The organism is Paenibacillus violae, from assembly GCF_032461945.1.
Lineage (GTDB): Bacteria > Bacillota > Bacilli > Paenibacillales > NBRC-103111 > Paenibacillus_E > Paenibacillus_E violae.
The window spans coordinates 45,781-67,509 of the sequence record NZ_JAWCUD010000013.1 but is presented as its reverse complement, the minus strand read 5'-3'; the positions used below and the strand labels follow the sequence as shown (position 1 = coordinate 67,509).

General features: G+C 48.7%; 24 protein-coding genes and 1 pseudogene. 15 read left to right on the top strand and 10 right to left on the bottom strand.

From position 1 onward, the window contains the following. Positions 1 to 52: 52 nt before the first annotated feature. Genes RQP52_RS29675 through RQP52_RS29665 form a run of 3 tightly spaced genes read left to right on the top strand, consistent with a single transcriptional unit; the run spans position 53 to position 1,126 of the window. A complete protein-coding gene (locus RQP52_RS29675; protein WP_127458118.1) occupies positions 53 to 277 on the top strand; it encodes a spore coat associated protein CotJA in 225 nt (74 codons plus the stop codon). After that, a complete protein-coding gene (locus tag RQP52_RS29670) occupies positions 274 to 540 on the top strand; it encodes a spore coat protein CotJB (RefSeq protein WP_315955178.1) in 267 nt (88 codons plus the stop codon). Before RQP52_RS29675 ends, RQP52_RS29670 begins: the two co-directional genes overlap by 4 nt. Positions 541 to 556: 16 nt before the next feature. Next, positions 557 to 1,126, top strand: coding sequence for a manganese catalase family protein (locus tag RQP52_RS29665; RefSeq protein ID WP_315955177.1), 570 nt, complete (start codon positions 557 to 559; stop codon positions 1,124 to 1,126). A gap of 91 nt (positions 1,127 to 1,217) precedes the next feature. Here RQP52_RS29665 and RQP52_RS29660 read toward each other — a convergent pair whose 3' ends face one another. The 3 genes from RQP52_RS29660 to nagB form a co-directional block, all read right to left on the bottom strand. Beyond that, positions 1,218 to 1,964, bottom strand: coding sequence for a YdcF family protein (locus tag RQP52_RS29660; protein WP_315955176.1), 747 nt, complete (start codon positions 1,962 to 1,964; stop codon positions 1,218 to 1,220). A gap of 187 nt (positions 1,965 to 2,151) precedes the next feature. Continuing rightward, positions 2,152 to 3,324, bottom strand: a complete 1,173-nt coding sequence (gene nagA / locus RQP52_RS29655) for an N-acetylglucosamine-6-phosphate deacetylase (protein WP_315955175.1) — start codon at positions 3,322 to 3,324, stop codon at positions 2,152 to 2,154. Continuing rightward, on the bottom strand, positions 3,321 to 4,049 hold the full coding sequence (gene nagB, locus RQP52_RS29650) for a glucosamine-6-phosphate deaminase (RefSeq protein WP_315955174.1): 729 nt from the start codon (positions 4,047 to 4,049) through the stop codon (positions 3,321 to 3,323). The genes nagA and nagB overlap by 4 nt, the downstream gene beginning before the upstream one ends. 241 nt (positions 4,050 to 4,290) lie before the next feature. Between nagB and RQP52_RS29645 the strand changes: the two genes are divergently transcribed. The 4 genes and pseudogenes from RQP52_RS29645 to RQP52_RS29630 all read left to right on the top strand — a co-directional run. Then, positions 4,291 to 4,959 (top strand): HAD family hydrolase, encoded by a 669-nt coding sequence (locus RQP52_RS29645; protein WP_315955173.1) that lies wholly within the window; start codon positions 4,291 to 4,293, stop codon positions 4,957 to 4,959. A 72-nt stretch (positions 4,960 to 5,031) separates the two neighbouring features. After that, positions 5,032 to 5,256 carry a spore germination protein gene (locus RQP52_RS29640; RefSeq protein WP_127458104.1) on the top strand — a complete coding sequence of 75 codons (225 nt, stop codon included), beginning with the start codon at positions 5,032 to 5,034 and terminating at the stop codon, positions 5,254 to 5,256. A 226-nt stretch (positions 5,257 to 5,482) separates the two neighbouring features. Then, positions 5,483 to 6,562, top strand: coding sequence for a cation diffusion facilitator family transporter (locus RQP52_RS29635; RefSeq protein ID WP_315955172.1), 1,080 nt, complete (start codon positions 5,483 to 5,485; stop codon positions 6,560 to 6,562). A 19-nt stretch (positions 6,563 to 6,581) separates the two neighbouring features. Then, a pseudogene (locus tag RQP52_RS29630) lies at positions 6,582 to 6,719 on the top strand (transcriptional regulator); the annotation flags it as partial. 46 nt (positions 6,720 to 6,765) lie between these two features. On the opposite strand, the gene RQP52_RS29625 reads toward RQP52_RS29630, so the two are convergent. From RQP52_RS29625 to RQP52_RS29605, 5 genes are all read right to left on the bottom strand, one after another. Then, a complete protein-coding gene (locus tag RQP52_RS29625) occupies positions 6,766 to 7,899 on the bottom strand; it encodes a YheC/YheD family endospore coat-associated protein (protein ID WP_315955171.1) in 1,134 nt (377 codons plus the stop codon). Positions 7,900 to 7,905: 6 nt separating this feature from the next. Further along, positions 7,906 to 9,030 (bottom strand): YheC/YheD family endospore coat-associated protein, encoded by a 1,125-nt coding sequence (locus tag RQP52_RS29620; RefSeq protein WP_315955170.1) that lies wholly within the window; start codon positions 9,028 to 9,030, stop codon positions 7,906 to 7,908. Further along, on the bottom strand, positions 9,030 to 10,394 hold the full coding sequence (locus tag RQP52_RS29615) for a YheC/YheD family endospore coat-associated protein (protein WP_315955169.1): 1,365 nt from the start codon (positions 10,392 to 10,394) through the stop codon (positions 9,030 to 9,032). Before RQP52_RS29615 ends, RQP52_RS29620 begins: the two co-directional genes overlap by 1 nt. A gap of 96 nt (positions 10,395 to 10,490) precedes the next feature. Next, positions 10,491 to 11,618 carry a YheC/YheD family endospore coat-associated protein gene (locus RQP52_RS29610; RefSeq protein ID WP_315955168.1) on the bottom strand — a complete coding sequence of 376 codons (1,128 nt, stop codon included), beginning with the start codon at positions 11,616 to 11,618 and terminating at the stop codon, positions 10,491 to 10,493. Positions 11,619 to 11,627: 9 nt separating this feature from the next. After that, positions 11,628 to 13,004, bottom strand: a complete 1,377-nt coding sequence (locus RQP52_RS29605; protein WP_315955167.1) for a YheC/YheD family endospore coat-associated protein — start codon at positions 13,002 to 13,004, stop codon at positions 11,628 to 11,630. 160 nt (positions 13,005 to 13,164) lie between these two features. Between RQP52_RS29605 and RQP52_RS29600 the strand changes: the two genes are divergently transcribed. The 5 genes from RQP52_RS29600 (at position 13,165) to RQP52_RS29580 (ending at position 16,832) form a co-directional block, all read left to right on the top strand. Then, positions 13,165 to 13,500 (top strand): YlbF family regulator, encoded by a 336-nt coding sequence (locus tag RQP52_RS29600; protein ID WP_315955166.1) that lies wholly within the window; start codon positions 13,165 to 13,167, stop codon positions 13,498 to 13,500. A 231-nt stretch (positions 13,501 to 13,731) separates the two neighbouring features. After that, on the top strand, positions 13,732 to 14,052 hold the full coding sequence (locus RQP52_RS29595) for a hypothetical protein (RefSeq protein ID WP_315955165.1): 321 nt from the start codon (positions 13,732 to 13,734) through the stop codon (positions 14,050 to 14,052). 10 nt (positions 14,053 to 14,062) lie between these two features. Continuing rightward, on the top strand, positions 14,063 to 15,058 hold the full coding sequence (locus RQP52_RS29590; protein ID WP_315955164.1) for an FAD:protein FMN transferase: 996 nt from the start codon (positions 14,063 to 14,065) through the stop codon (positions 15,056 to 15,058). Between the two features lie 21 nt (positions 15,059 to 15,079). After that, on the top strand, positions 15,080 to 15,652 hold the full coding sequence (locus RQP52_RS29585) for a ferric reductase-like transmembrane domain-containing protein (protein ID WP_315955163.1): 573 nt from the start codon (positions 15,080 to 15,082) through the stop codon (positions 15,650 to 15,652). Positions 15,653 to 15,746: 94 nt separating this feature from the next. Then, positions 15,747 to 16,832: an acyltransferase gene (locus RQP52_RS29580; protein ID WP_315955162.1), complete on the top strand. Its 1,086-nt coding sequence runs from the start codon at positions 15,747 to 15,749 to the stop codon at positions 16,830 to 16,832. A gap of 674 nt (positions 16,833 to 17,506) precedes the next feature. Here the strand turns inward: RQP52_RS29580 and RQP52_RS29575 are convergent. Then, positions 17,507 to 18,535 (bottom strand): NADH:flavin oxidoreductase/NADH oxidase, encoded by a 1,029-nt coding sequence (locus RQP52_RS29575; protein WP_315955161.1) that lies wholly within the window; start codon positions 18,533 to 18,535, stop codon positions 17,507 to 17,509. A 180-nt stretch (positions 18,536 to 18,715) separates the two neighbouring features. Between RQP52_RS29575 and nfsA the strand changes: the two genes are divergently transcribed. The 3 genes from nfsA (at position 18,716) to RQP52_RS29560 (ending at position 21,353) form a co-directional block, all read left to right on the top strand. Beyond that, positions 18,716 to 19,444, top strand: coding sequence for an oxygen-insensitive NADPH nitroreductase (nfsA, locus tag RQP52_RS29570; protein WP_315955160.1), 729 nt, complete (start codon positions 18,716 to 18,718; stop codon positions 19,442 to 19,444). Between the two features lie 102 nt (positions 19,445 to 19,546). Next, complete coding sequence (locus RQP52_RS29565) at positions 19,547 to 19,834, top strand: hypothetical protein (protein ID WP_307719955.1); 288 nt, start codon at positions 19,547 to 19,549, stop codon at positions 19,832 to 19,834. Between the two features lie 190 nt (positions 19,835 to 20,024). Further along, entirely contained in the window at positions 20,025 to 21,353 is a 1,329-nt protein-coding gene (locus RQP52_RS29560) for a DRTGG domain-containing protein (protein ID WP_315955159.1), read from the top strand. On the opposite strand, the gene RQP52_RS29555 is transcribed toward RQP52_RS29560, so the two are convergent. Continuing rightward, positions 21,350 to 21,643, bottom strand: a complete 294-nt coding sequence (locus tag RQP52_RS29555; protein WP_127458088.1) for a YtpI family protein — start codon at positions 21,641 to 21,643, stop codon at positions 21,350 to 21,352. The genes RQP52_RS29560 and RQP52_RS29555 overlap by 4 nt on opposite strands. Positions 21,644 to 21,729 lie beyond the last annotated feature (86 nt).

Genomic DNA, 21,729 nt, shown 5'->3' with positions numbered 1-21,729 from the left:
TCTGCCGCTATGACTATTTCTCACGCACCAAAGTGAGAAGAGGAGGAGACGTATGCAATCGCAATTTAGAAAGTACTATCCCTATATTAGTCCTTTTGATCCTTGTCCGCCGATTCAAGTGAAATTGTATAATGTACCGCCGCACCTTTTTATCGCCTTCCAACCACCCGGTTTGCCACAATTCAGTCCATATGAAGCTTTGAAAAAAGGGACGTTATGGCCCGCTCTATACGGACCCTACGAATCCAAAATAGAAGAAGGGAGCCCATGGTTATGAATCCACCAGCAGTACCAGAATCTTATTACAAGATGATGTACGACTTGCAGGCTGTTGATTTCGTATTGGTCGAGCTAACGCTATATTTGGATACACATCCGAACGATCTCGCAGCCATCCAGCAATACAATCAATTCGCGCAAAAAAGGAAGTCGATGGTTCAGGAATTTGAGCTGGAATTCGGCCCACTTATGCCTTTTGGTCATGCCTATAGCAAAAATCCTTGGCAATGGGTGGATACGCCATGGCCATGGCAGGTCTGAAGAAGGAGGAAGAAGCATGTGGATATATGAGAAGAAACTTCAGTATCCGGTCAGAGTCAGCAAATGCGACCCAAGGATGGCGAAGCTTCTACTGGAGCAATATGGGGGAGCTGATGGCGAGCTGGCAGCGGCACTGCGTTATTTGAATCAGCGATATGCGATTCCGGATAAGGTCGTGGGGTTGCTTACGGATATTGGGACGGAAGAATTTGCTCATCTTGAAATGATTGCGACCATGGTTTACAAGCTCACAAAAGATGCAACGTTGGATCAACTCAAGGCTGCCGGCATGGACGATCAGTATGTGATTCATGATCGGGCGCCGTTTTATCAGAATGCGTCAGGCGTGCCGTGGACGGCTGCTTACATACAAGCGAAGGGAGACCCTATAGCAGACCTCTACGAGGATATAGCTGCCGAGGAGAAGGCTAGAACGACCTATCAATGGCTGATCGATTTGACCGATGACGTCGATCTGCAGGATGCGCTGAAATTTCTCCGTGAGCGGGAAATTGTGCATTCCCTTCGTTTCCGAGAAGCCGTGGAAATTTTGAAGGATGACAGGGCACAGAAGAAGGTTTTTTGAGGGTTTGGAGGCGCACCCATGCATGCTGCAGAAAAGGTGCGCCTTAAAAACATGCAAGCTGTGGATAATGTAGTCGTTCTATATGGAACTACTAACTCTTAGCCGCTAATAAGCCTAAGTACTCTTTCAAGGCGATGGAAGTATTGGACAATCCGCTGGAAGAGGGAATGAATTTACTAATACTGAGCGACTGCTGTCCCTGCGAAATATAGTCGGTAGGATAAGGGGTTACATCCACCTTAAGTTTTTGGAACTGCTTGACGGACCGGGCCATATGGAAAGCAGAAGTCACGAGAATGGGGTGCTGCCAGCCATTTGTGGTTAGCACAGCTTGGGTATGCAGCGCATTTTCTTCTGTATTGCGGCTCGTATCGTCTAGAAAAATAGAAGCTTCCGGAATGCCAAGTGCGATAAGATGACGTTTGGAAATTTGCGATTCGTTGCCAGAGTCCATGAAAACTTGTCCGCCCGAAAGGAGGATGGGCAGCTTCGTGCTGCGATACAGCTCCGCTATGGTTAACACACGGGCAGCTGTGTTTCCTGTCAAATATCCTTCGCCTTTGGTTAAAGGGTCTGGCGTGTCAAGCGTTGCGCCGCCTGTCAACATGACAATCACATCACCGCTCACTTGGGCCGGTGGGGTGTATCTTCGTTCGATTGAATTCAGGAGCTCATTACTGAAATAGGGCATGGAGCAAACGTACAAGAGAAGGGCAGCCAGCCCGATTAGGAGAGTACCTATGTACTCTTTTTTTTGCTGCAGCCATAAGGCAATGCAGAAGAGCAGCAGAATAACAATCCCTGGGGGAAACACTAACGTATAGGCGATTTTGATCAAATAGAGCATAGGGATGATTAGATCCTTTCTTGGAAAAGCAGCTATTTGCGTTATTAAGCTTTTTCGACAAACATAGGGAATATCCTGCAAAAAAATAAAGAGAGGTTGTCTCGAAAGTCATCGAATGACCGAGGGACAGCCTCTCTTTTGTATGTTTGGGACAGAAACATCGTGCTGGAAAACTACGTTACGCTTGCAGTTCCTTACCGCGAATCCACACGCGTTCGAGCTCCAGCTCAGGGTTGATCAAGAGCAGATCAGCCTGCTTGCCCTGCGCAATCGAGCCGTGCGAAGCCTGCAGCTGCAGCAACCGCGCCGGGTTGCCGCTCGCGAAACGGCTCGCTTCTTCCACGCTGACCCCAACCTCGCGCACCATAAAACGGAGCGCATCGATCATGGTCAGCGTACTGCCGGCGAGTGCGCCGCCTTCCGTCAACCGGGCAACGCCCGATTGAACGGTAACGGCTTGCCCGCCAAGATCGTACTGCCCGTCGCCAAGCCCCGCGGCCGACATGGCATCCGTGATCAGCAGCAAGCCATCCGGCTGCTTGGTCTTCACCAGCAGGCGAATCGCTGCCGGGTGCACATGGTGCCCGTCTGCGATGACTTCGCCGCTGATGCGATCGTCGGTAAGGACCGCACCGACGGTTCCGGGCTCGCGATGATGCAGCGGCTTCATCGCGTTGAAGGTGTGCACCGCGTGCGAGAGCCCCGCGTCAACCGCCGACTGAATGTCGGCGTAGGAAGCGTCGGTGTGGCCGCAGGCGGCAACGATGCCGCGATCGCGCAGCCATGCGATCGTCTCAAGAGCACCCTCGACTTCAGGGGCGAGGGTAAGCTGCTTCACGAGCTGCGGAAAGCGCTCGTGCCAGTCTTGCAGCCAGGAAAGCTGAGGCGGCAGCATCAGCTTCGGATCTTGCGCGCCAGCCCACTTCGGCGAGATGAAAGGGCCTTCCATATGCACGCCAAGCAGCTGCGCGTATGGCATTGGTTCTTGCATGTAGCGGCTGACTTCGCCGAGGACGCGGTCAATCGCTTCATGTGTTTGCGTCATTGTCGTAGCCAGCATGGCGGTAGTTCCGTTCTTAGCGTGAAACCGTGTAATGGTATCAAGCGTTTCGGGGCTGGCTTCCATGAAGTCAGCGCCATACCCGCCATGCACGTGAACGTCGATGAAGCCGGGCAGTAACCAGCTGCCGCGAGCATCGACAGTTTCAGCAGCCGGATCAGCCATGCCGGGATTCCACGCTGAGCTGCTTTGGATGGAAGCGATAACGCCATCTTTTAGGTGAACGACACCTTGTTCGATGACGCCTTGTTCCGTAACGATCCTGGCACCCGTAATGACAAGTTCGCTCATTCGAACAACCTCCCTGCCTCAGCATCAAGCAGAACAACAAGGTGTGGGTGAGTTTGCAGCAGAGTAGCCGGGACTTCTGTTGTAATAGGTCCTGTAAGCGCGCGATGCACGATTTCGGCTTTGTCAGCTCCGCGAACGATCAGCAGAATCGTTTTGGCTTTGAGAATCGTGCCTACGCCCATCGTTAGAGCGTGAGTCGGAACTTCTTCGATCGAGTTGAAAAAACGCGCATTCGCTTCGCGGGTTTCTTCTTTCAATTCGACGAGATGCGTCCCGCTAATCAGCGAATCGTCAGGCTCGTTAAAGCCGATATGCCCGTTATGGCCAAGGCCAAGGATTTGCAAATCAATCTGCTTAGCATCATCAAGGAGTTCATTAAATCTGGCACATTCAGCTTCGAGGTCAGGCGCATTTCCGTTGGGAAGGTGAGCTGAAGCGGCAGGCAAGTCAATATGTGCAAATAAATGCTGCTGCATATAAGCGTGATAACTCTCTGGATGATCCACCGGCAAGCCGACATATTCGTCCAGATTAAAGGAAGTGACGTTTTTAAAGCTGACGCGGCCCTTTTCATAGGCTTTCACCAGCTCTTCATAAATACCTACAGGCGTACCGCCCGTGGCTAAGCCTAGAACAGCTTTTGGCTGCATTTGGACAAGGGATGTAATAATACCGGCTCCGGCCTCATTAAGCTCTTGTTGATTTTGAAAAATATGAAGATTCATACGGTGCTCCTCACTCTCATGGACAAGTTATTTGCATTAGATGCATGATTTATGAATTCATTTTGCATAAAAATATCATTTTTCATAACAATTCTACTCATTTCAATCATAACTGAATTCATTAGTCTCGGCAACAGGCATTTTCCCAAATATGAACATTGACTTACATGGGTATGTTTGCCATTCTTAACTAAGATCATTACACGATTTATATAATTCATGATGGTGAAGGAGCTTGATGATGAGTACACAGAGAAACTTACCTGAGGCTATGTTTTTTGACATGGATGGCACGTTATTTCAAACCGAGACGATTCTATTGCCCGCTTATCATGCGACGTTTGATGTGCTCAGAGAGAAAGGGCTTTTCATGGGAGAGACGCCACCTGAAGAAAGAATCCTGGGAGCGCTCGGCATGCTGCTTGAGCATATTTGGCAGCGGGTTATGCCGGACGCTTCTGTAGAAGCGCGTCAAGCCGCTGATGAGCTGTTGCTTCATTTTCAAATGGAAGCGCTGAAGCAAGGACAGGGGAAATTGTACGATGGTGTGTCAGAGACCCTACAGGCTTTGCGGGACAAAGGTGTCCGCTTATTTGTGGCGAGCAACGGATTAGAGGACTACGTCGGTCATGTGACCGAGGCGATGGGGCTGTCCCCTTTATTTGAGGACCTGTACAGTGCCGGGAAATATCAAACCAGATCCAAAGTGGATTTGGTTAAAATAGCGCTCGACACGCATCAAATCAGCTCCGCGTGGATGGTGGGAGATCGTTCCTCCGATGTGGAGGCAGGACTCAAGAATAACCTGATTGTAGCTGCCTGTGATTACGCCGGCTTCCGTGAAGCGGGGGAGCTCGAAGGCGCGCACATTCGCATTCGCAGCTTTGCTGAGCTGCTGGAATACGTTTAAGATGAAGTTGTCGCAAACATGGCCGTCTGGGCATACACTATAGCACATTGACAGATAAAGGTGCTGATTAGAATGCCTTCTTTTGTAGGGATATTCAACATTATAAGGAACGAAGGAAGCCTGGTGAACGGTGATACGTTAGTGATTGCTCCGACGAGCGCAGCCAAAACGTACTCCGGCAGCGGTGGCGGCATAACAGGAGATTTCGCCGTTTCAAATGTTCTATTTAGCGCGACGATATCGCTGGACCCGGATGTTGTGGATGCGGGTGCTAATAAGGTAGCTACTGGAACGTAAATGCAGGGCAAAAAATTGGCTTCGAGCTCGGATGACGGGCTTGGAGCCTTTTTTTGCGTATAGGGAGGCGATAACAACGGTTTTTTCTCAAAATTAGGTAAAACGTTATTGACAGAGTAAGGCTTCACTCCTTAATGTATGAATATATGCTCATATGTTAAAATATTATGTATAAAGTTACGGACAGCACGCCATTCCAGTGGCAGAGCGACGGGGAGGGAATGTTATGCATCAACATTCGTCTGATAAGAAATCTCATTCTTATAAGGAGCAAGCTTTTTGCAGTCACGAGGGTGGGGAGCACACGCATTCGCCGCATGATCATGCACAGCACGGCGGGCATAACCATGTGCATCAAGGACACCATCACGGTCACCACCATGGGCATCATCACGGTCACCACCATGGGCATCATCACGGGCACAACCACCATGGTCATGGCGGAAACAAGCAAGGTCTTGTGATTGCACTTTGCATCACAGCAGGCATCATGGTATTAGAGTTTGTTGGAGGGCTATGGACGAATAGCCTGGCGCTGCTCTCGGATTCGGGCCATATGTTAAGTGACGCCGGGTCTCTGCTTCTAAGTTTGATTGCCCTGTGGTTCGCTGCAAAGCCGTCCTCGGCAAGCAAATCCTTTGGTTTTCATCGCATCGAAATTTTAGCGGCGCTTTTTAATGCCGTCACTCTTTTTCTAGTTGCCGGTTTCATTATATGGGAAGCCTTTGAACGGTTTCTTCAACCGCCTCCCGTAGCCAGCGGATCCATGATGCTCATTGCCTGCATCGGGCTATTGGCGAATCTGCTAAGCGCTTGGTCGCTTATGCGCAAAGGGGACGTGCATGGCAATTTGAATCTGCGCAGCGCTTATTTGCATATTTTAGGTGATGCGCTTGGTTCTGTCGGGGCTATCGTTGCTGGTGCGGTTATGATGATTTTTGGCTGGTATGCGGCAGATCCAATTATTAGTGTCATTGTGGCGCTGCTTATTTTGAGAGGTGCTTGGGCTGTTTTGAAATCCACACTTCATATTTTGATGGAGGGAACGCCTGCAGAAGTCTCATTCGAAGAGGTCAAGCAGGTGCTGGAGGGCATTGACGGGGTTATCAATGTTCATGATTTGCACATCTGGACGATTACTTCCGGACTCGATGCCTTAAGCTGTCATTTGCTCATTGCTGACGATCAAGACAGTCAAACGATTCTACAGCAAGCCATTCACAGGATTGAGGAACGTTTTCATATTAGTCACTCCACGATTCAAATTGAAAATTCCACGAACACGCACTCGGAGTTAAAAGTTTAGGTTTTCGGATGAACAAACGTCTCATCAGCTGCGCTATTTGCGGGATATGCACATTGTTAAGCGTAGAAAAGTAGGGAAAAGCGTTTTTTATTCATTGGATGATGAACATACTGAACCAATTTTTGTGCAAACCCTGGGACATCTCAAGCATATGTAAATCGGAAGCTCCTTACAGCTTAGTGCTGCTGCTTCCGATTGCGCGCTTAATCCATTTCATTGGATGCCTCGCTAGAAGGCGGTTCTATTTTTCGAGTGCTTTGCCTTAGCATCCAGACGGCATACTCGAGAGGTCGTGAAACCGCCTTCTGATACGTAGCGATTTCGCCGATCTTACGGAAAACTTCCCGGGAAGGCTTGGGATTGACTTCCAGCAGCCAAACATTTCCTTTGGGATCTACGGCAATATCCATGCCCAACTCACACAGCTTGCCGAATTTCGTTTCTAGAAAATCTGCCAGCTTATAGGCGAAATTGTTCATTTCTTTCTTAATGCTTTCCGTTTTTTCAGGTGAAGCGAAACGGTACGCTAGCAGCTTATCTTGCGGAACCGCGCTTCCGCCTCCGTGCAGGTTCGAGGTGATGCTGCGGTGAGGACCGATGCGGCCGGCACAGCCGGTTACTTCCCATTCCCCGCGGCCGTTTTTTTGAATGAGCAACCGATAATCATGCACGCGTCCATCCTTCAGCGTAAGCTGTATTCCTTGTTGAACCACATAGTCCGGACTCAGCTTTAGCGTATGCAGCTTGATCGACAGCTGTTTTTCACTTGCGCGGTATGGGGCGATGATGGTTCTTTGCTGATTTCTTCCCTGCAATAAAAACAGGTCGGGACCCAACTGCTCAATGCGCAGGATGCCTCTTCCACCTGTACCGTTTTTCGGTTTGACATAGACAAGCGAATGCTTCTTTATAAACTTCAGCAGCTCTTGCACAGAACTGTATCGCACGGTAACCGGCAGGAAGGGGCGTATGCCTTCATTTTCAGATAAAATTTGATGCATTGACCATTTATTGGCCAGCGGTCTGCTCAGAAAGATCAGTTTGGCATGCCGATTACGAAATGCTTTGAGCATTTGATAGTTCGCAGCTGCTTTGTAGCGACAACGGTCATAAATGACAGGCGGCATCGATGTGCGGCGGCGAACCCATTTGCGTAAGGAAGCGTCATAGGTTAATGAGCGCACCGAGTTGTCAGCTTCGACATCGGTCGGTGAGAAGACTTCGACTTGAACCCCCATCTTTTTACCTTCTTTACTTAGCTTTTGAAAGTAAGAGAGTTCTTCGAGCCGAGTTTTGCTTAAATAGATAGCGAGTACGCCCAGTCGTTGTGAAGACAAGCATAATCACCTTCTTCTTCCATTATTAATTAAATAAAGGCTATAACGAATAATACGTTCAAGTGATTTTTTGCGGATTTTCGGTTCATCGAATTTCATTGGTTTGGAGTTCGCTTCGAAGAACCAGATATGGCCTCCAACATCGACGCCGATATCCATCGACATTTCGCCAAGTTGATTGCCGGATGATTTTTCAATCTGAGTCGCGAGCGTGACGGCAGCTGTTTCAACTCGTTTGAGGATGCTTTTTGCTTCTTTTGGTCCAAAACCCTGTGAAAGCAGCTTGAACGGATCATCGATCGAACCGCCTCGTGGAACGTGCGTGGTGATGCTCGCTTTACCTGCTACACGGGCGCCAACGCCTGACACGCTCCATTCCCCTTTGGAAGTTTTCTGGATGAGAGCGCGCAAATCATAAGCCCGCTGTTTGTACCTTGCCAAAGCTATGCCTTGCTGAACAATGTACTCGTTGGAGCCGCGGTGCCGATTCCACTCGTTCCAAAGCTCGGAAGTGGAATGATGCACGCTGTAAGTCATTTGCTTATCTACCTGACGGCTTAGCCGGTATTGGGTTTGACCTTTCGTTGTTATTCGGTCAATACGCATAATGCCTTTTCCCGCTTTGCCTTTCACCGGTTTCAAATACAACACGGCGTGTTTGCGCAAAAGGGCAGTCAGATCGTCAGCTGAACTTAATTGTTTGGTATCGGGCATATAGGGCTTGCTATCCTTGGCTCCATTAAGCCAACTGAATAAGGTCCATTTGTTAAAGAAGGAAGAATTGAATAAATGAACGCTGGAGCTGCGGTTGCAAGCTTGAATCGTTTGTTGCACTTCGGGCTTCATTTCCATTTTGCGATAAGGAATGCGATTGTAGACAACTTGAGGAGCGGGAACGAGTTCCCTGCTCCATTTTTTAGTTTGGTTGTTGTAGCGATAACCGTGGATTTCATTTCCCGATAGGTTGAAATCCTTGGTGGTCACGACGTAAACATCAACCCCAAGCCGCTCACCGGTCTGAATGAGATCAAGGAAATTGTGTAAATTCCCTCGAAATACGCGATTACTATCCTTAACGGTGAGAATGGCCAGCCTCGGATTCTGCTCTTTGTTGTGCAGGAAGAAAGCCATTAGTTTTCCCTCCTAGCACGGAAACGGCTTAAATAAAGGCAGTGATCATAAATATTTTGTAAAGTTGCGAGGTCTCCTTCTTTCAATGAAGGGTGTTTGAAGATCGATCTGCCTGGTTTGGCATTGGCCTCAAACATCCAAATTTTCTCATTTTGATCGATACCAATATCGAATCCGAGCTCTCCGAGCAAATGGTCATAATTATTTTCGATGCCTTCGGCGAGCTTGATCGCCGTTTCTTTGGCATTGCTAAGCACGCTCTCTGCACGGCTGCCGTAGATTTGACGAAGTACCTGCTCTGGCGTCATTAATTGACCGCCGTTGCGGATATGGGTGGTTACGCTGCCCTTGCCGGATTTCTTGGCCCCGATGGCGGCGACAACCCAGTTGTTGCTGCCGTTTTTCGTCATGTGGAAGCGGAAATCAATAGGGCAGTTGTCAATTTCAATTAGGCGGATGCCTTGCTGTGCCACGTAATTGGATAGACGACCCCGTCCAGTTCCGAGCATTTGCATAAGCCCTTCGAATTTTCCATAACGGATGAGTACGTTTTTGCCGCCCTTGCGGTATCGAACAAAATAACCGCGTTTCGGGTTATAGGTCACCCGGAAAATACCGATGCCCAAACTACCCGCCGTTGGTTTCAAATAAATGAATTTATGCTTGTCGAGCATTTCTTTAATTTGATCCGCAGATGGATTAATCTTGGACTCTGGAACGAATTTGTAAGCATCGTCGCCAGCTAACATTTTGTACACATCCCATTTGTCAAAAAAGCTCCAGTTAAACAGTGGGATGCCTCTGCGTACAAAACGATCCTTAAAGCCCTCCATCCCGGCCGACTTCTCAGCTACACGGCTGGATAGGCGGTTATAGACGACATCCGGAAGCGGGAACGTTTTGCGAATCCAGCCTCCGCCTTCTTTGGGAATGATCCCCGTAACGGTTTCCTGTACCCAATTGACCCCTTTCGGGCTGAAAGCGAAAATAAAAGATTTGCTCGAACCTGTATTTAAAACCTGACGGATGAACCCGGTTTTTGTACCAAAGGGAGATGAACCTCCTACAATATTCGTTAAAACGCCGATGAGCGGTCCGATGCGCAGTTCTTTGTTATTCGCGCTCGCGACCATTACGCTCCCCGAGCGAGGAACTCGCAGAGAAGCCATCAAAGAAAGCGGAATGTACATATGCTGACCACTTTTTTTAATCAGGCGGATCGGTAGGGTGGCTGTTTTGCTGCCGACCTTTACAGTAATCGATTTGGTACCGGTTAACCGTAAAGCTTTGACGACTTCACTTGTTAAGTAGACCGATCTATCTGTTCGTTGTACGGCGTGGAGCATACACGTTGTCAAACTCATTAGGTTACCCTCCTAAACTTGTTGCCCTACGGGGCTTCCGTGTCAAAGTAGCGAGACATAACGTCCGCTACCCGGGCACTTACCGGCCATCCAAGCTTAACTCAGCTTTTTGTGCAGCAAATATCCAGCATAATAAATAGGGTTAGCTATGGATTTCAACCGTGCTTTCTCGTTGCGCATGCGCGCGAAAATCGTTCTGCCTGGCTTGGAATTCACTTCGAGAATCCAGACGCGCCCCCACGTATCGATCCCAAGATCGATACCGAGCTCAGCCAATCGTCCGTGATGGGTTTCCAGAAGCGGGGGGATTCGATTCGAGAGCATGGTTAGTGTTGCTATGAGCTCACTAGCCTTGGTATCGCCGAATTCCCTGGTTAGATAGGCGGAAACCTCTTCAGCACTTCCTCCGCCATGCAGATTGGAAGTCACACTGCCAGGTTTGCCGACACGAACCGCCATGCCGGTGCTCTCCCATATGCCGGAACCGTTCTTTTGGACGAGAGAGCGAATATCATAAGCCATTCCTTCTGAAGAATGCAGGTGCAGATATTCTTGCATCAGGTACGGCCTGTTGCCGATAGAGCTACGCAGCCATTGCCAACAGGAATAGAAATCATGAAATTGGTGATCGACGAGCCCGTTGTGAGCATTGCGACCTTTGATATGGTAGGTGCTTTTTCCGTTCATCGTGTTTTCTTTGTGAAGATGCAGGGCACCCTTTCCTTGGCTGCCGCCCTGTGGTTTAAGAAACACATCTTCCCTAGTTTGAAGCCAATTTCTAAGAGCGCTGCCGCTTGTGAGCAAGTTCGTTTCAGGTAAGTAACGGCTGATCATACGATCTTTCTGCAAAATTTGATCGACTTCCCATTTTCCACCCAGTCCATAGCCCAGGAAGCGTATTAGAGGGGATTCGCGCAGCTTTTTCACATGGTACTGATACTGTTCATAGCTGTGTTTATTGTTAAAGAAACATCGATCATAGATCAGTGAGGGCAGCGGAACGAGTTTGGGCACCCATTCCTTCGTTTCCGTCAAGTAGGTGTAACCCCGTACCGTATGCCCTTTCCAGTCGATGCGATTCGGTGAGAACACGACGACGTCCAGACCTTCACGGGCGCCATAATAAGTCAGATGCTGATAAAAGCCTGAGCTGGCAAAAGGCAGTTCCCGTTTCAATTCTGTGACCATAATCCCGAGCAAGGGACGTTTGGTGCTTAACCGCATAGTTCCACCTCAAATCTTTGCTAAGAATTTGGCGTATTGCACGAGTTGTTTCACGGAAGGTCTTATTTTTTTGTCCGTGTTTAATGGCGTATTATCATCCTTAGAAGGTTTGGAGTTTACCTCAAGCAGCCAGACCTTCCCCATTTTATCTACAGCAAGGTCGATCCCCAGCTCTCCAAAATGACTCGGGATTTGGGCTTCAATCCCTTTGGCAATGTCGATAGAGGCCTTGCGCAATCGAGCCGTTACAGAGACACGAGTGGCTGAAGAAAATGGCGTTTTGGCAAGTGCGCCCACCACATTGGTCAGACTGCCGCCTCGTGCAAGGTTGGAGACGAAATGCTGAGATCCGGCAATACGGCCGACAATGGAGGTGATGGCCCACTCCCCTTTGGCCCCACGCTGGACAAGCGAACGGAAATCAATCGATCTGCCGTCTGTTGTGATAAGATCAAGTCCTTGCTGCAGTTGATAGCGCTGGGTCTTGAGTTTGCCGGATATCGCTTGAAAGACAGCAGAAAGGGAAGGAAACGTCTGTTTGCGAACACCGGTTAGATTCGTATAATGACACGTATAGACGTCACCGGGCTCTCGGCGAATGCGAATAATTCCTTTTCCCAAGCTGCCGGTAATTGGTTTGAGGAATAGAACGGGATGGCGGGAGGCCATCGATTTTAACATTTGATAATTTTTGAAGAGGTAGGATTCCGGTAAATACCCATGAAGGGAACTATCTTTGCGCAAAGCTTCGAACACTTCCGTTTTGTTCAAATATTTCTCATTGAAGACCTCGGTTCCATAACGGGTCTTAGCATCTTTCAAAAATTGTTGAACATTCGGCAAGTTCTCATACTTGCGCGAAGTAAGCCGGTTGTAGATCACATTGGGGATCGGAAACATTTTTTTGCTCCAGGAACCATTGGCATACGCATATGCGGAAATGGAACTGGCATTCGCTTGCATTTCACCAGGCGGGAAGAAGCAGACAACAGCCCCATAACGTTCACATGCGTCGGTCATTTCTTTACAAAAAGCGGTAATCGCACCAAATGGGCGGTCGTGTGAACTTGTATAAACGCGGCTGATCATCACGCCAATTAAAGGTCCAATCGACAAAGTGCCCACATTTTGCCTATAATGGATATTGAGCTGCGCCCCTTGATGAATACCGATCTTGGTAGCGAGGACAGGATTGAACCGTAAACTGTTCGATGTAGCGGCGGTGACGACCTTGACATCCTGTTTGGCAGAGCCGAAGCGCAGAGTCATCGATTGATTGGACGGAACTTTCCATTTTCTTGCAATGGCTTCACTTAGAACAACGGTCCGATCATCCAAATAGATGCTGGTGCCTTGAATGGATATTCCGACTTTCGTCCTGGTCAATAGCGAACACTCCTTCCAGCATCAAAAATGGCATTGCTGTTTAAGCAAAGTAAACTACTCCATCATATGAGGACATATATCCCTTGGTGCTTGGTATGTCGTCGAAACTGTTTGGAGGAAGAGCCCAACCGAGTTTGGGTTAAATTAGGAGGTCATGGAAATGAACGTACACGATAGAGCGTATGAGTTGGCAAAAGCGATTAAAGAAAGCAGCGAATACAAGGATATGCTGGAGATTCGCTCGAAGATTAATCAGGATGCGTCTAGCAAAAACTTATTGGAAGATTTTCGCTCGCGTCAAAATGAACTTCAACAGAAAATGGCTGTAGGCGAGATGCCGCCTGAAGAGGAGATGGAGCAGCTGCAGAAGCTGTATGACGTACTCGCTCTGAATCCGGGGATTAAGCAGTTATTTGATGCGGAACGCCGTTTATCGATAGTGCTTGAGGATGTGCAGCGCATTATTGCGGAGCCGTTGCAAGCGATGTTGCAGTAGAAGAAAGATACTCGAATAGAAGATCCTCAAATAGAAGATAAATGTAAGGCTATTCAGGAAGAAGTAGTTGATCTACTTACCTGGGTAGCCTTTCTTTGTGTATATCAAAGTCGAATGCGTTATCCATTCAGTTAAGTTTCAGTTGTTGTTAAGGCTTTTCTCAGGTAAGTGAAACAACTAACAAATATAATGAAGTTAAGATTAGGCCATTAGTTAGGAGGGGCGATAGGAATGAAAAAGTCCAAGTGGACAAAATGGCAAATGGGGATCGTCATTGGGGTTCTCCTCTTCTATTTATTTCAAGAAGTGAAAGATAGCCCGCAATTTCTAGCGGCTGTCTCCGCAGCTGCTCTATCCAAAGATAATTCGGCTACGGTAACGGCTCAGAAGGATGCTCCTAACAATCGGGGAGCAGAGAATACAGTCCGTCGGGGAAGAAACCATGACCGGATGGCAGCGGGGGCAGGGTCCGCCGGATCAACAGGCTCCACAGGAGGTGCCGAATCTTCACAGCCACAGTTGAAAGCACATACTAGAAGTCAAGCTTCATAAAAACAAGGAGATGGTCTTTATGCTCCAGGAGTCAAGCTTTCGTTCCATGAACACGCAAATTCAAGTGATATTGGCTGCACGCCATGAGATGTCTGAATTTGAGCCGCTTATCCAATCTTATTTTGCCAAGGCAGAACGGCGGTTTAGCAGGTTTTTGCCATCAAGCGAATGTTCCCGGCTTAATAGGAACTCAGGAAGCCGTTGCATGATATCAGATGAAATGGCGAATGTACTTGAGCTGTGCCAGCATTATTTTGAAGTGACGGAGGGAGCGTTTAATATTTTCATTCTTCCTGCACTTGAGCAAGCTGGTTACCAACGTAGTTTCGAAACGATATCAAATGATGATGAATGCGCAGAAGCCTGCAACCATTCGCTGCTACCTTTATCAGAGGATCGGTTACAGATAGATTTGGACACGGCCATGTCATCCGTACGATTTCCTGGTAATCAGCAAATGGATTTAGGGGGCATTGTAAAAAGTTGGACCGTTCAGGGGTTATCGGAATTACTTCGCGTCGAGCGGCAAATGCAAAGAGGCCTCGTGAATGCCGGTGGTGATGTTGAAGTATGGGGAGGCGCAACAGATACGGATCCGTGGGTGATTGCTATTGATAGACCTAATAACAGTCGTATACATCGGGCGGATGATCTTTTGCTCTTGCTAGTAGATGGGGCAGTTGCTACCTCGAGCACGCAAAAGAGAAGTTGGCGGAACAGCGGAGGTAGTATGCATCATCTCATTGATCCCAGTACGATGAAGCCTAGCCGCTCATCTGTGATTCAGTGCTCTGTCGTGGGGGAGCATTTGGTTGATTGCGAAATATGGGCTAAGGTCATGTGCATTCGTGGGCTGGAAGAAGGCCTACCCCTTTTTAGACGCCATGCGCAGCGGTTGGAAGCTCTCATTTATACAGAGGATGGAACGCTCCATCATGTGAATCCGTGTGCGAATAAATCCACGGGTCAATGGTTAGGGCTTGAAGCAGATTTTGTGCATGTTTGAAAAGGTTAGGAGGGAGTAAAAGTGATTCAAATCCTGCTAGATTTACCCATTTGGATGTTAATTCGCGTATTTGGCATCTTGTCTTATCTCAGTCTATTCATGGGGATGGCGCTAGGCATTGCGTATAGCTTTCCTCAGTGGAAGGGTCAAACGAAGGCGCGGCTTCTTCGATCGCATACATATGCGAATCATTTGGGCACTTGTTTAGCTTTACTGCATACCGTGCTTTTGGTCATCGATACTTTCATGCCGTATGATTGGAAGGAGATCCTTGTTCCATTCGCGGCCAAGCATTCTGCGGTATTGAGTGGTACCGGCTCGATAGCAATGTATGGATTGCTCTTGTTAATCTTCACAACCGATATCCGTCAGAAGCTGAAGAAGAAGCTTTGGTTCGCTTTCCATTTGCTATCGTATCCTATTTTTGTGTTATCCCTGATTCATGGATTATTTATAGGGACGGATAGTTCGAGCATCCTGATCAAAACGATGTATGTGATTACAGCGCTCCTCTTGATTGGTTTAACTGTTTTACGTGCTGTTGTACGTCCTCGCAAACAAGTGGCCAGAACAAAGGAGACGTATTCCGTCTAGCGCCTAGAAGGCTCCTATTTCAATGAAATAGGGGCTTTTTGCCATGTAAAAAGTTGCGAAATGTGTCGAAACTGTCTATAGTAAAAGGGGATTGTTGAATACGAAAAGAGGACCTGAAACCGATATGGCCAAACAAAAAATCACGGAGCTGGATATCGTCAGAGCGATAGCTATCCTGGCTGTCGTCACGATCCACGTCACGGCAGACTGGACGGTAGATCCGACTTTGAAGGGCAGCAGTTCGCAGTTGCTCGTCTTATTTTTGAACAAAATGAGTTACTTTGCAGTTCCCGTGTTTATCTTTTTAAGCGGAATTGTGCTTTTCTACATTTATACGGATAATTGGAGCGCCAAGCAGGCCGGTGTCTTTTACTGGAAGCGGGTCAGGCAGGTCCTTGTTCCTTATATTGTATGGTCGTTTTTCTACTATATTTATAATCCGTGGCTATGGACACCAGGGCATCCATTCAAGCTGGAACCACGTGTGTTCCTGGAGCAGTTAAAATGGGCGGATTCCGGCTATCATTTGTATTTCATGATCATTATTGTGCAGTTTTATTTGTTGTTTCCATTGTTGGTTTGGGCTGTGAGGAATGCGGCCTGGTTCCGCAAAACGCTGGCGCTTTGGGGGCTGGCGATTCAAGCCGGCGTGTACATATACAGCCATTGGTTCGGGACTATCGACCACAAACCGGAGCTGTGCATCACCTATTTTGCGTACTTCCTTATCGGAGGTGCGATCGGCATGAACTATGGAGCATTTCGCGCGTGGCTGGAACGAAACAAAGGCTGGGTCATTCCGGCTTCGATCCTCAGTGGCCTTGTCTATACGGCACTTTATCTGCTAGGCCTTAAAGGATACTCGTTTGAGAATACTTGGTTTGAGGTGCTTTGGCTCCTGTATAGCATCGGAATCGGCATCAGCTTCATCTGGGTAGGCAAATGGCTCTTGCAAAAAGCAGCGCCAGTCGGCCGCTTCTTTGTCTCACTCGGCTCCGTGTCGTTCGGCGTGTACCTGATGCATCCAGCGCTGCTTTCTCTGTGGAAATATAAAGTGCATACGCCGGGCTCTATTGTGCTCTTCCATTTGTACAACGCTATCGTGCTGGTACTCATTGTAGCTATTCCTTGGTTATTAACGCTGCTGTATCGAAAGGCAAGAAAATTGATGGGGTTTTGATGAAAAAGACAGTGCAGGTGTGTTTCCTGCACTGTCTTTTTTTTGAGTGAATGCGGTGGGCTCTGCCGATAGGGCGCGTAATCTCTTGGGTTTGGTGGTGAGGTCGATCCTCACCACCAAACCCTTCAGTAAGGCTGAATTCGAAGCGCGTTGCGCTTTCTCATTCAGCGAAGGGAACTCTAGGGCGCTATTTCATCGAAATGCGCCATTTTACGCGCGGAGGGGAACTGGGGGCTCTTATTTCTTCATATTTGGCTAAAGACCAGCCAAATGTGAAGAAATAAGGCCCTGCAGTTCCCCTGGAGCTGCCATGATCCCACTATTCACCGAAATAGTGGACTGTAGTTGCGCTCTGTTGGCCGCGCAGCCAACTTGGTTCTGATGGTGAGGTCGAACCTCACCACCAAGCCCTTCAGTAGCGCTGAATTCGAAGCGCGTTGCGCTTTCTCATTCAGCGAAGGGAGCTCCAGGGCGCTATTTCATTATGTTTCGGGGAACGATAGTCCGTTATTTGCCTGAAAAGGCACATTTTCCATTCGTGATGGGAACTACAGTTCGATAGTTTGCTAATTTCAGCTAAACCAGCCCCAATCAGCTACTTCACGATCCCTAAGCTGTACAAAGTACAACGTAGGGGAGCGAAGAGGCCAAAAAGTACAACGCCAGGCAAGTAATCAATACCCGCGCTGATACTGCCGCGGGATATAGGGATGCGCATGCCCTAGCTGAACGGCAGCATGCGTCGCCCAATAAGGATCGCGCAGCAAGCCGCGTGCGATGGCGACAAGATCCGCGTCCTCGTTAACGATGACGGACTGCGCCATTTCCGCATCCGCCAGCAGGCCGACGGCGATGACCGGCACTTGCAGCGCTTCGCGAATTTGCCGCGCGAAAGGCACTTGATAACCGGAGGAGTTACCCGGTTTGCGCTGCCCTGCAAGGCCTTCCCCGCCTGAGCTCACATGAAACGCATCGACGCCTGCGGCTTGATACGCTTTGGCAAGCTCGATGGCGTGGTCAATATCGTAACCGCCGTCTGCGTATTCAACGGCAGAAATACGGAAAATAAGCGGCATATCAGCAGGCATTTCTTTTTTCACCGCTTGAATGACTTCCACGCCGAATTGGGCCAGATTTTGCCCATAGACATCGTCTCTTTTATTCGTAAGCGGCGACTGGAATTGATGGATCAAATAACCGTGAGCACCGTGCAGCTCGATGGTATCAACGCCTGCTTGCACCGCGCGACGGGCCGCGTCGCCGAACAGCTTCACGATATCCCGGACCTCATCCGTTGTTAATGCCCGTGGCATTTTGTAGGCATCACCCGGGAAAGGGATAGCCGACGGCGCGACAGGAACTTCCGCGTCCTCTGCTTTGCGGCCTGCGTGGGCAATCTGAATGCCGATTTTTGCACCATGCGCATGAACGCCGTCAATGATTCTGGCAAATGCAGGGATATGATCGTCCGACCAAATACCCAAATCATGATCTGTGATGCGGCCGTCCGGATGTACATCCGTCATTTCCATAATAAGCAGACCCGTGCCTCCGATTGCCCGTGTGAGATAATGGACGTAGTGCCATTCATTAGGTTTTCCATCTTTAGCTGTAACGGAATATTGACACATCGGCGCCATCACGATGCGGTTTCTAATTTGCAAGCCTTTCAGCTCATAGGGAGAAAATAAATCTGTTTTCATGATGATGCACCTCCAATAATATAAATATCTAGATATCTAGATATTTGCTGCCAAGTTAGGTTGCATTGTTTGGCAAAACTATGTACCTTAGTATCGGTTGTATTATAATTAATTTCAAGTACCCACTTTTTAGTGCCATAGTAACTAAAAGTATACTAATGGGAGAAAGGTTGCATCAATATGAACGAAATCATTCAGTTATTGCAAAATCATCGCTCGATTCGCAAGTTTACGGATCAACCTGTCACCGACGAGCAGCTAAAAAACATCCTGGTTTCCGCTCAAGCGGCTTCAACCTCCAGTAACATGCAGGCATATAGCGTCATTCACGTAACGGATAGCGAGCTAAAAGGCCAACTTGCCGCGTTCGCCGGCAATCAGAATTATGTCAGCGAATGTCCGGTGTTTCTCGTATGGTGCGCGGACTTGCAGCGTTATTCGCAGGCGTCACACCGGCATGTGGATACGCCGATAACCGGCAATGCGGAGAATTTCATCATTGCCACTGTCGATGCTGCTCTCGCTGCGCAAAATGCAGCCATAGCAGCCGAGTCGCTCGGGCTAGGCGTCGTCTACATTGGTGGGCTGCGCAACAAGCCCGCTGAGGTCGCCCAGCTGCTGGGCCTGCCGCAGCTGGTGTATCCCATCTTCGGCATGTGCATCGGCACGCCGGATCAAGAGCCGCTGCAGCGGCCGCGGCTCCCTCTGGAAGCCGTATACCACGAGAATCGGTATACGGATAACGAAGAAGCGGTTCGTCAGTATGACGAGACGATCCGCGACTACATGCACGTTCGTACGGGAGGCAAAGTCGATACGACGTGGTCGAAGGAGATGGCGGGCAAGGCGCAGCGTCCGCGCGAGCACATGAAAGCTTTCCTTAACTCGCAGGGCTTCGGAGAGGTCTAAACAGATTCTTTTCGCAGATGAACTCATATTGCAAGAACTTGTCTCATACATATGAATGAGGACCATGAAGACAGGCTTGAGAGTTCATCAGGCGAAAGGAGTGTGATCAGGTTGAAAGGCTTTAAGAATGTCGTGTACATGAGCGTAGCGCTAGGCATGCTGATTTATTCGCTGCCCCAATTGCAGCTGCGGGAAGTTGGCTCCCTGCCGATGATTTTTAGCAGCATTTGGATCGCTATGGCGCTGCTCGTAATTGCGTCTCATTTGCATCAGATTCTGGGTGTGGATGAAGAGAAGCGCAGAGAGCTTAAGCGCATTAATCGGATGAAAAAATGGCAGCTGGAGCAGCTCGTTCAAGGCCGCAGAAAAATGCTGCAATTTCGTAAATAGCCAGGCACGGACGATGTTATGCTTTACCTTTTGACAACGAACATATGTTTGGTATAATACAAATGAAGCATCCAATCCTATAGGGTTGGATTTTTCTTATTATAGATGCAGTTCGGATTGTTCTTGCTCTTTCGAACGTTTATACTAGTAGTACAGAGTAGTACAGGAACAGGCGAATGGGGTGTAACAGTTGGATACTCAATCCGTGGATGCGTTAACGAAACATGAACAAATTTTACGTCATATAGAAAGCTTGAAGCTCGGCAGTCGAATCTCCGTTCGCAAAATTGCCAAGAACATGGAAGTAAGTGAAGGCACGGCTTACCGGGCGATCAAAGAGGCGGAGAATCAAGGTCTCGTCTCAACCAAGGAACGAATCGGAACCGTGCGAGTGGAGAAAAAGCTGCGGCAAAACATCGATAAGCTCACTTTTGCAGAAGTCGTGAACATGGTGGACGGACAGGTGCTTGGCGGCTCGCGAGGACTGCACAAAACGCTGAATAAATTCGTCATTGGCGCGATGGAGCAGGACGCCATGATGCGATATATCGAAGCGGGAAGCCTGCTTATCGTTGGAAACCGGAACGAAGCGCACAGTTGCGCACTCGAATATGGCGCAGGAGTGCTGATCACAGGTGGATTCGATACCAGCGCAGAAGTGAAGCTGCTGGCCGACAAGCTGGAGCTGCCGATCATTTCAAGCAGTTACGATACATTTACAGTCGCCTCTATGATTAATAGAGCGATTTACGACCGTTTGATTAAGAAGAAGATTATGCTCGTCGAGGATATCTTGGCATCGGGCGCCTCGCTCTATGCGCTCAAGGCGAACAGCACGCTGAGAGATTGGCAGCGACTGTCGGAGGATACAGGCTACAGCCGTTTTCCGGTCGTCGATGAGTGGAATCGCATTATCGGCGTTGTGACGTCCAAGGATATGGTCGGGGCGAACGCTTTGCAGACGGTCGATAAACTCATGACGCGCAGCCCGCTCACGGTCACACCGCAGACTTCGGTAGCTTCTGCTGCCCACATGATGGTGTGGGAGGGCATCGAACTGCTGCCTGTTGTGGATCTGAACCGCAAAATGGTGGGCGTGCTGAACCGTAGCGATGTGCTCAAAGCGATGCAGTATATTCAGAAGCAGCCGCAGAACGGGGAAACGTTCGAGGATTTGATTTGGTCCGGATTGGAAGAGGTCAGAGATGAGAAGGGAACACTGCAGTTTCATGGTGTCATAACCCCTCAGATGACAAATCATCTGGGCACTGTATCAGAGGGAGTTCTTACAACGTTAATGACCCAAGCGGCCTATCGCATTGTACAGGAATTTAAAAAAGGCGACCTTGTCATGGACAACATGTCCACCTATTTCCTCAAACCGCTGCAGATTGATTCTAAAATAGAAATACGACCCACCATCATTGAGGTGAGCCGTAAATTTGGCAAAATTGATGTGGAAATTTATCATGCCGGGTCTTTGGTTTCCAAAGCGATGCTGACTGCCCAAGTCATCTAGCGCAGCAGGCGATCGAAGTGCCCGTGATTGCGAATGCCTGCGAATAAGTTAAACAATCCGAGCAAGACCAGTACGGTGCCGAAGATCCGGCGGAAGCTGGATTCACTGAAGAAGAAGAGCTGCGTGATGGCAATCATTACCAGCATCAAGCCCATGCAAATATTCATGCGAGCGGAGTAAAGACCGCGTTTGGCGGGTTCCTTTTCACGGCGCGCCCGAAAGCTGAAAAAGACCGATAGGGCAAGAAGCAGGCAAATGAGAGAAAATAAAGAAACTTGAATCGCGAACATGTGGTTCATCCGTCCTTTTAAGCGAGTTTACTGTTAACTTTAGCGATTTTGGGCGGAGAATGCAATCACATCTCGCATTGATCATG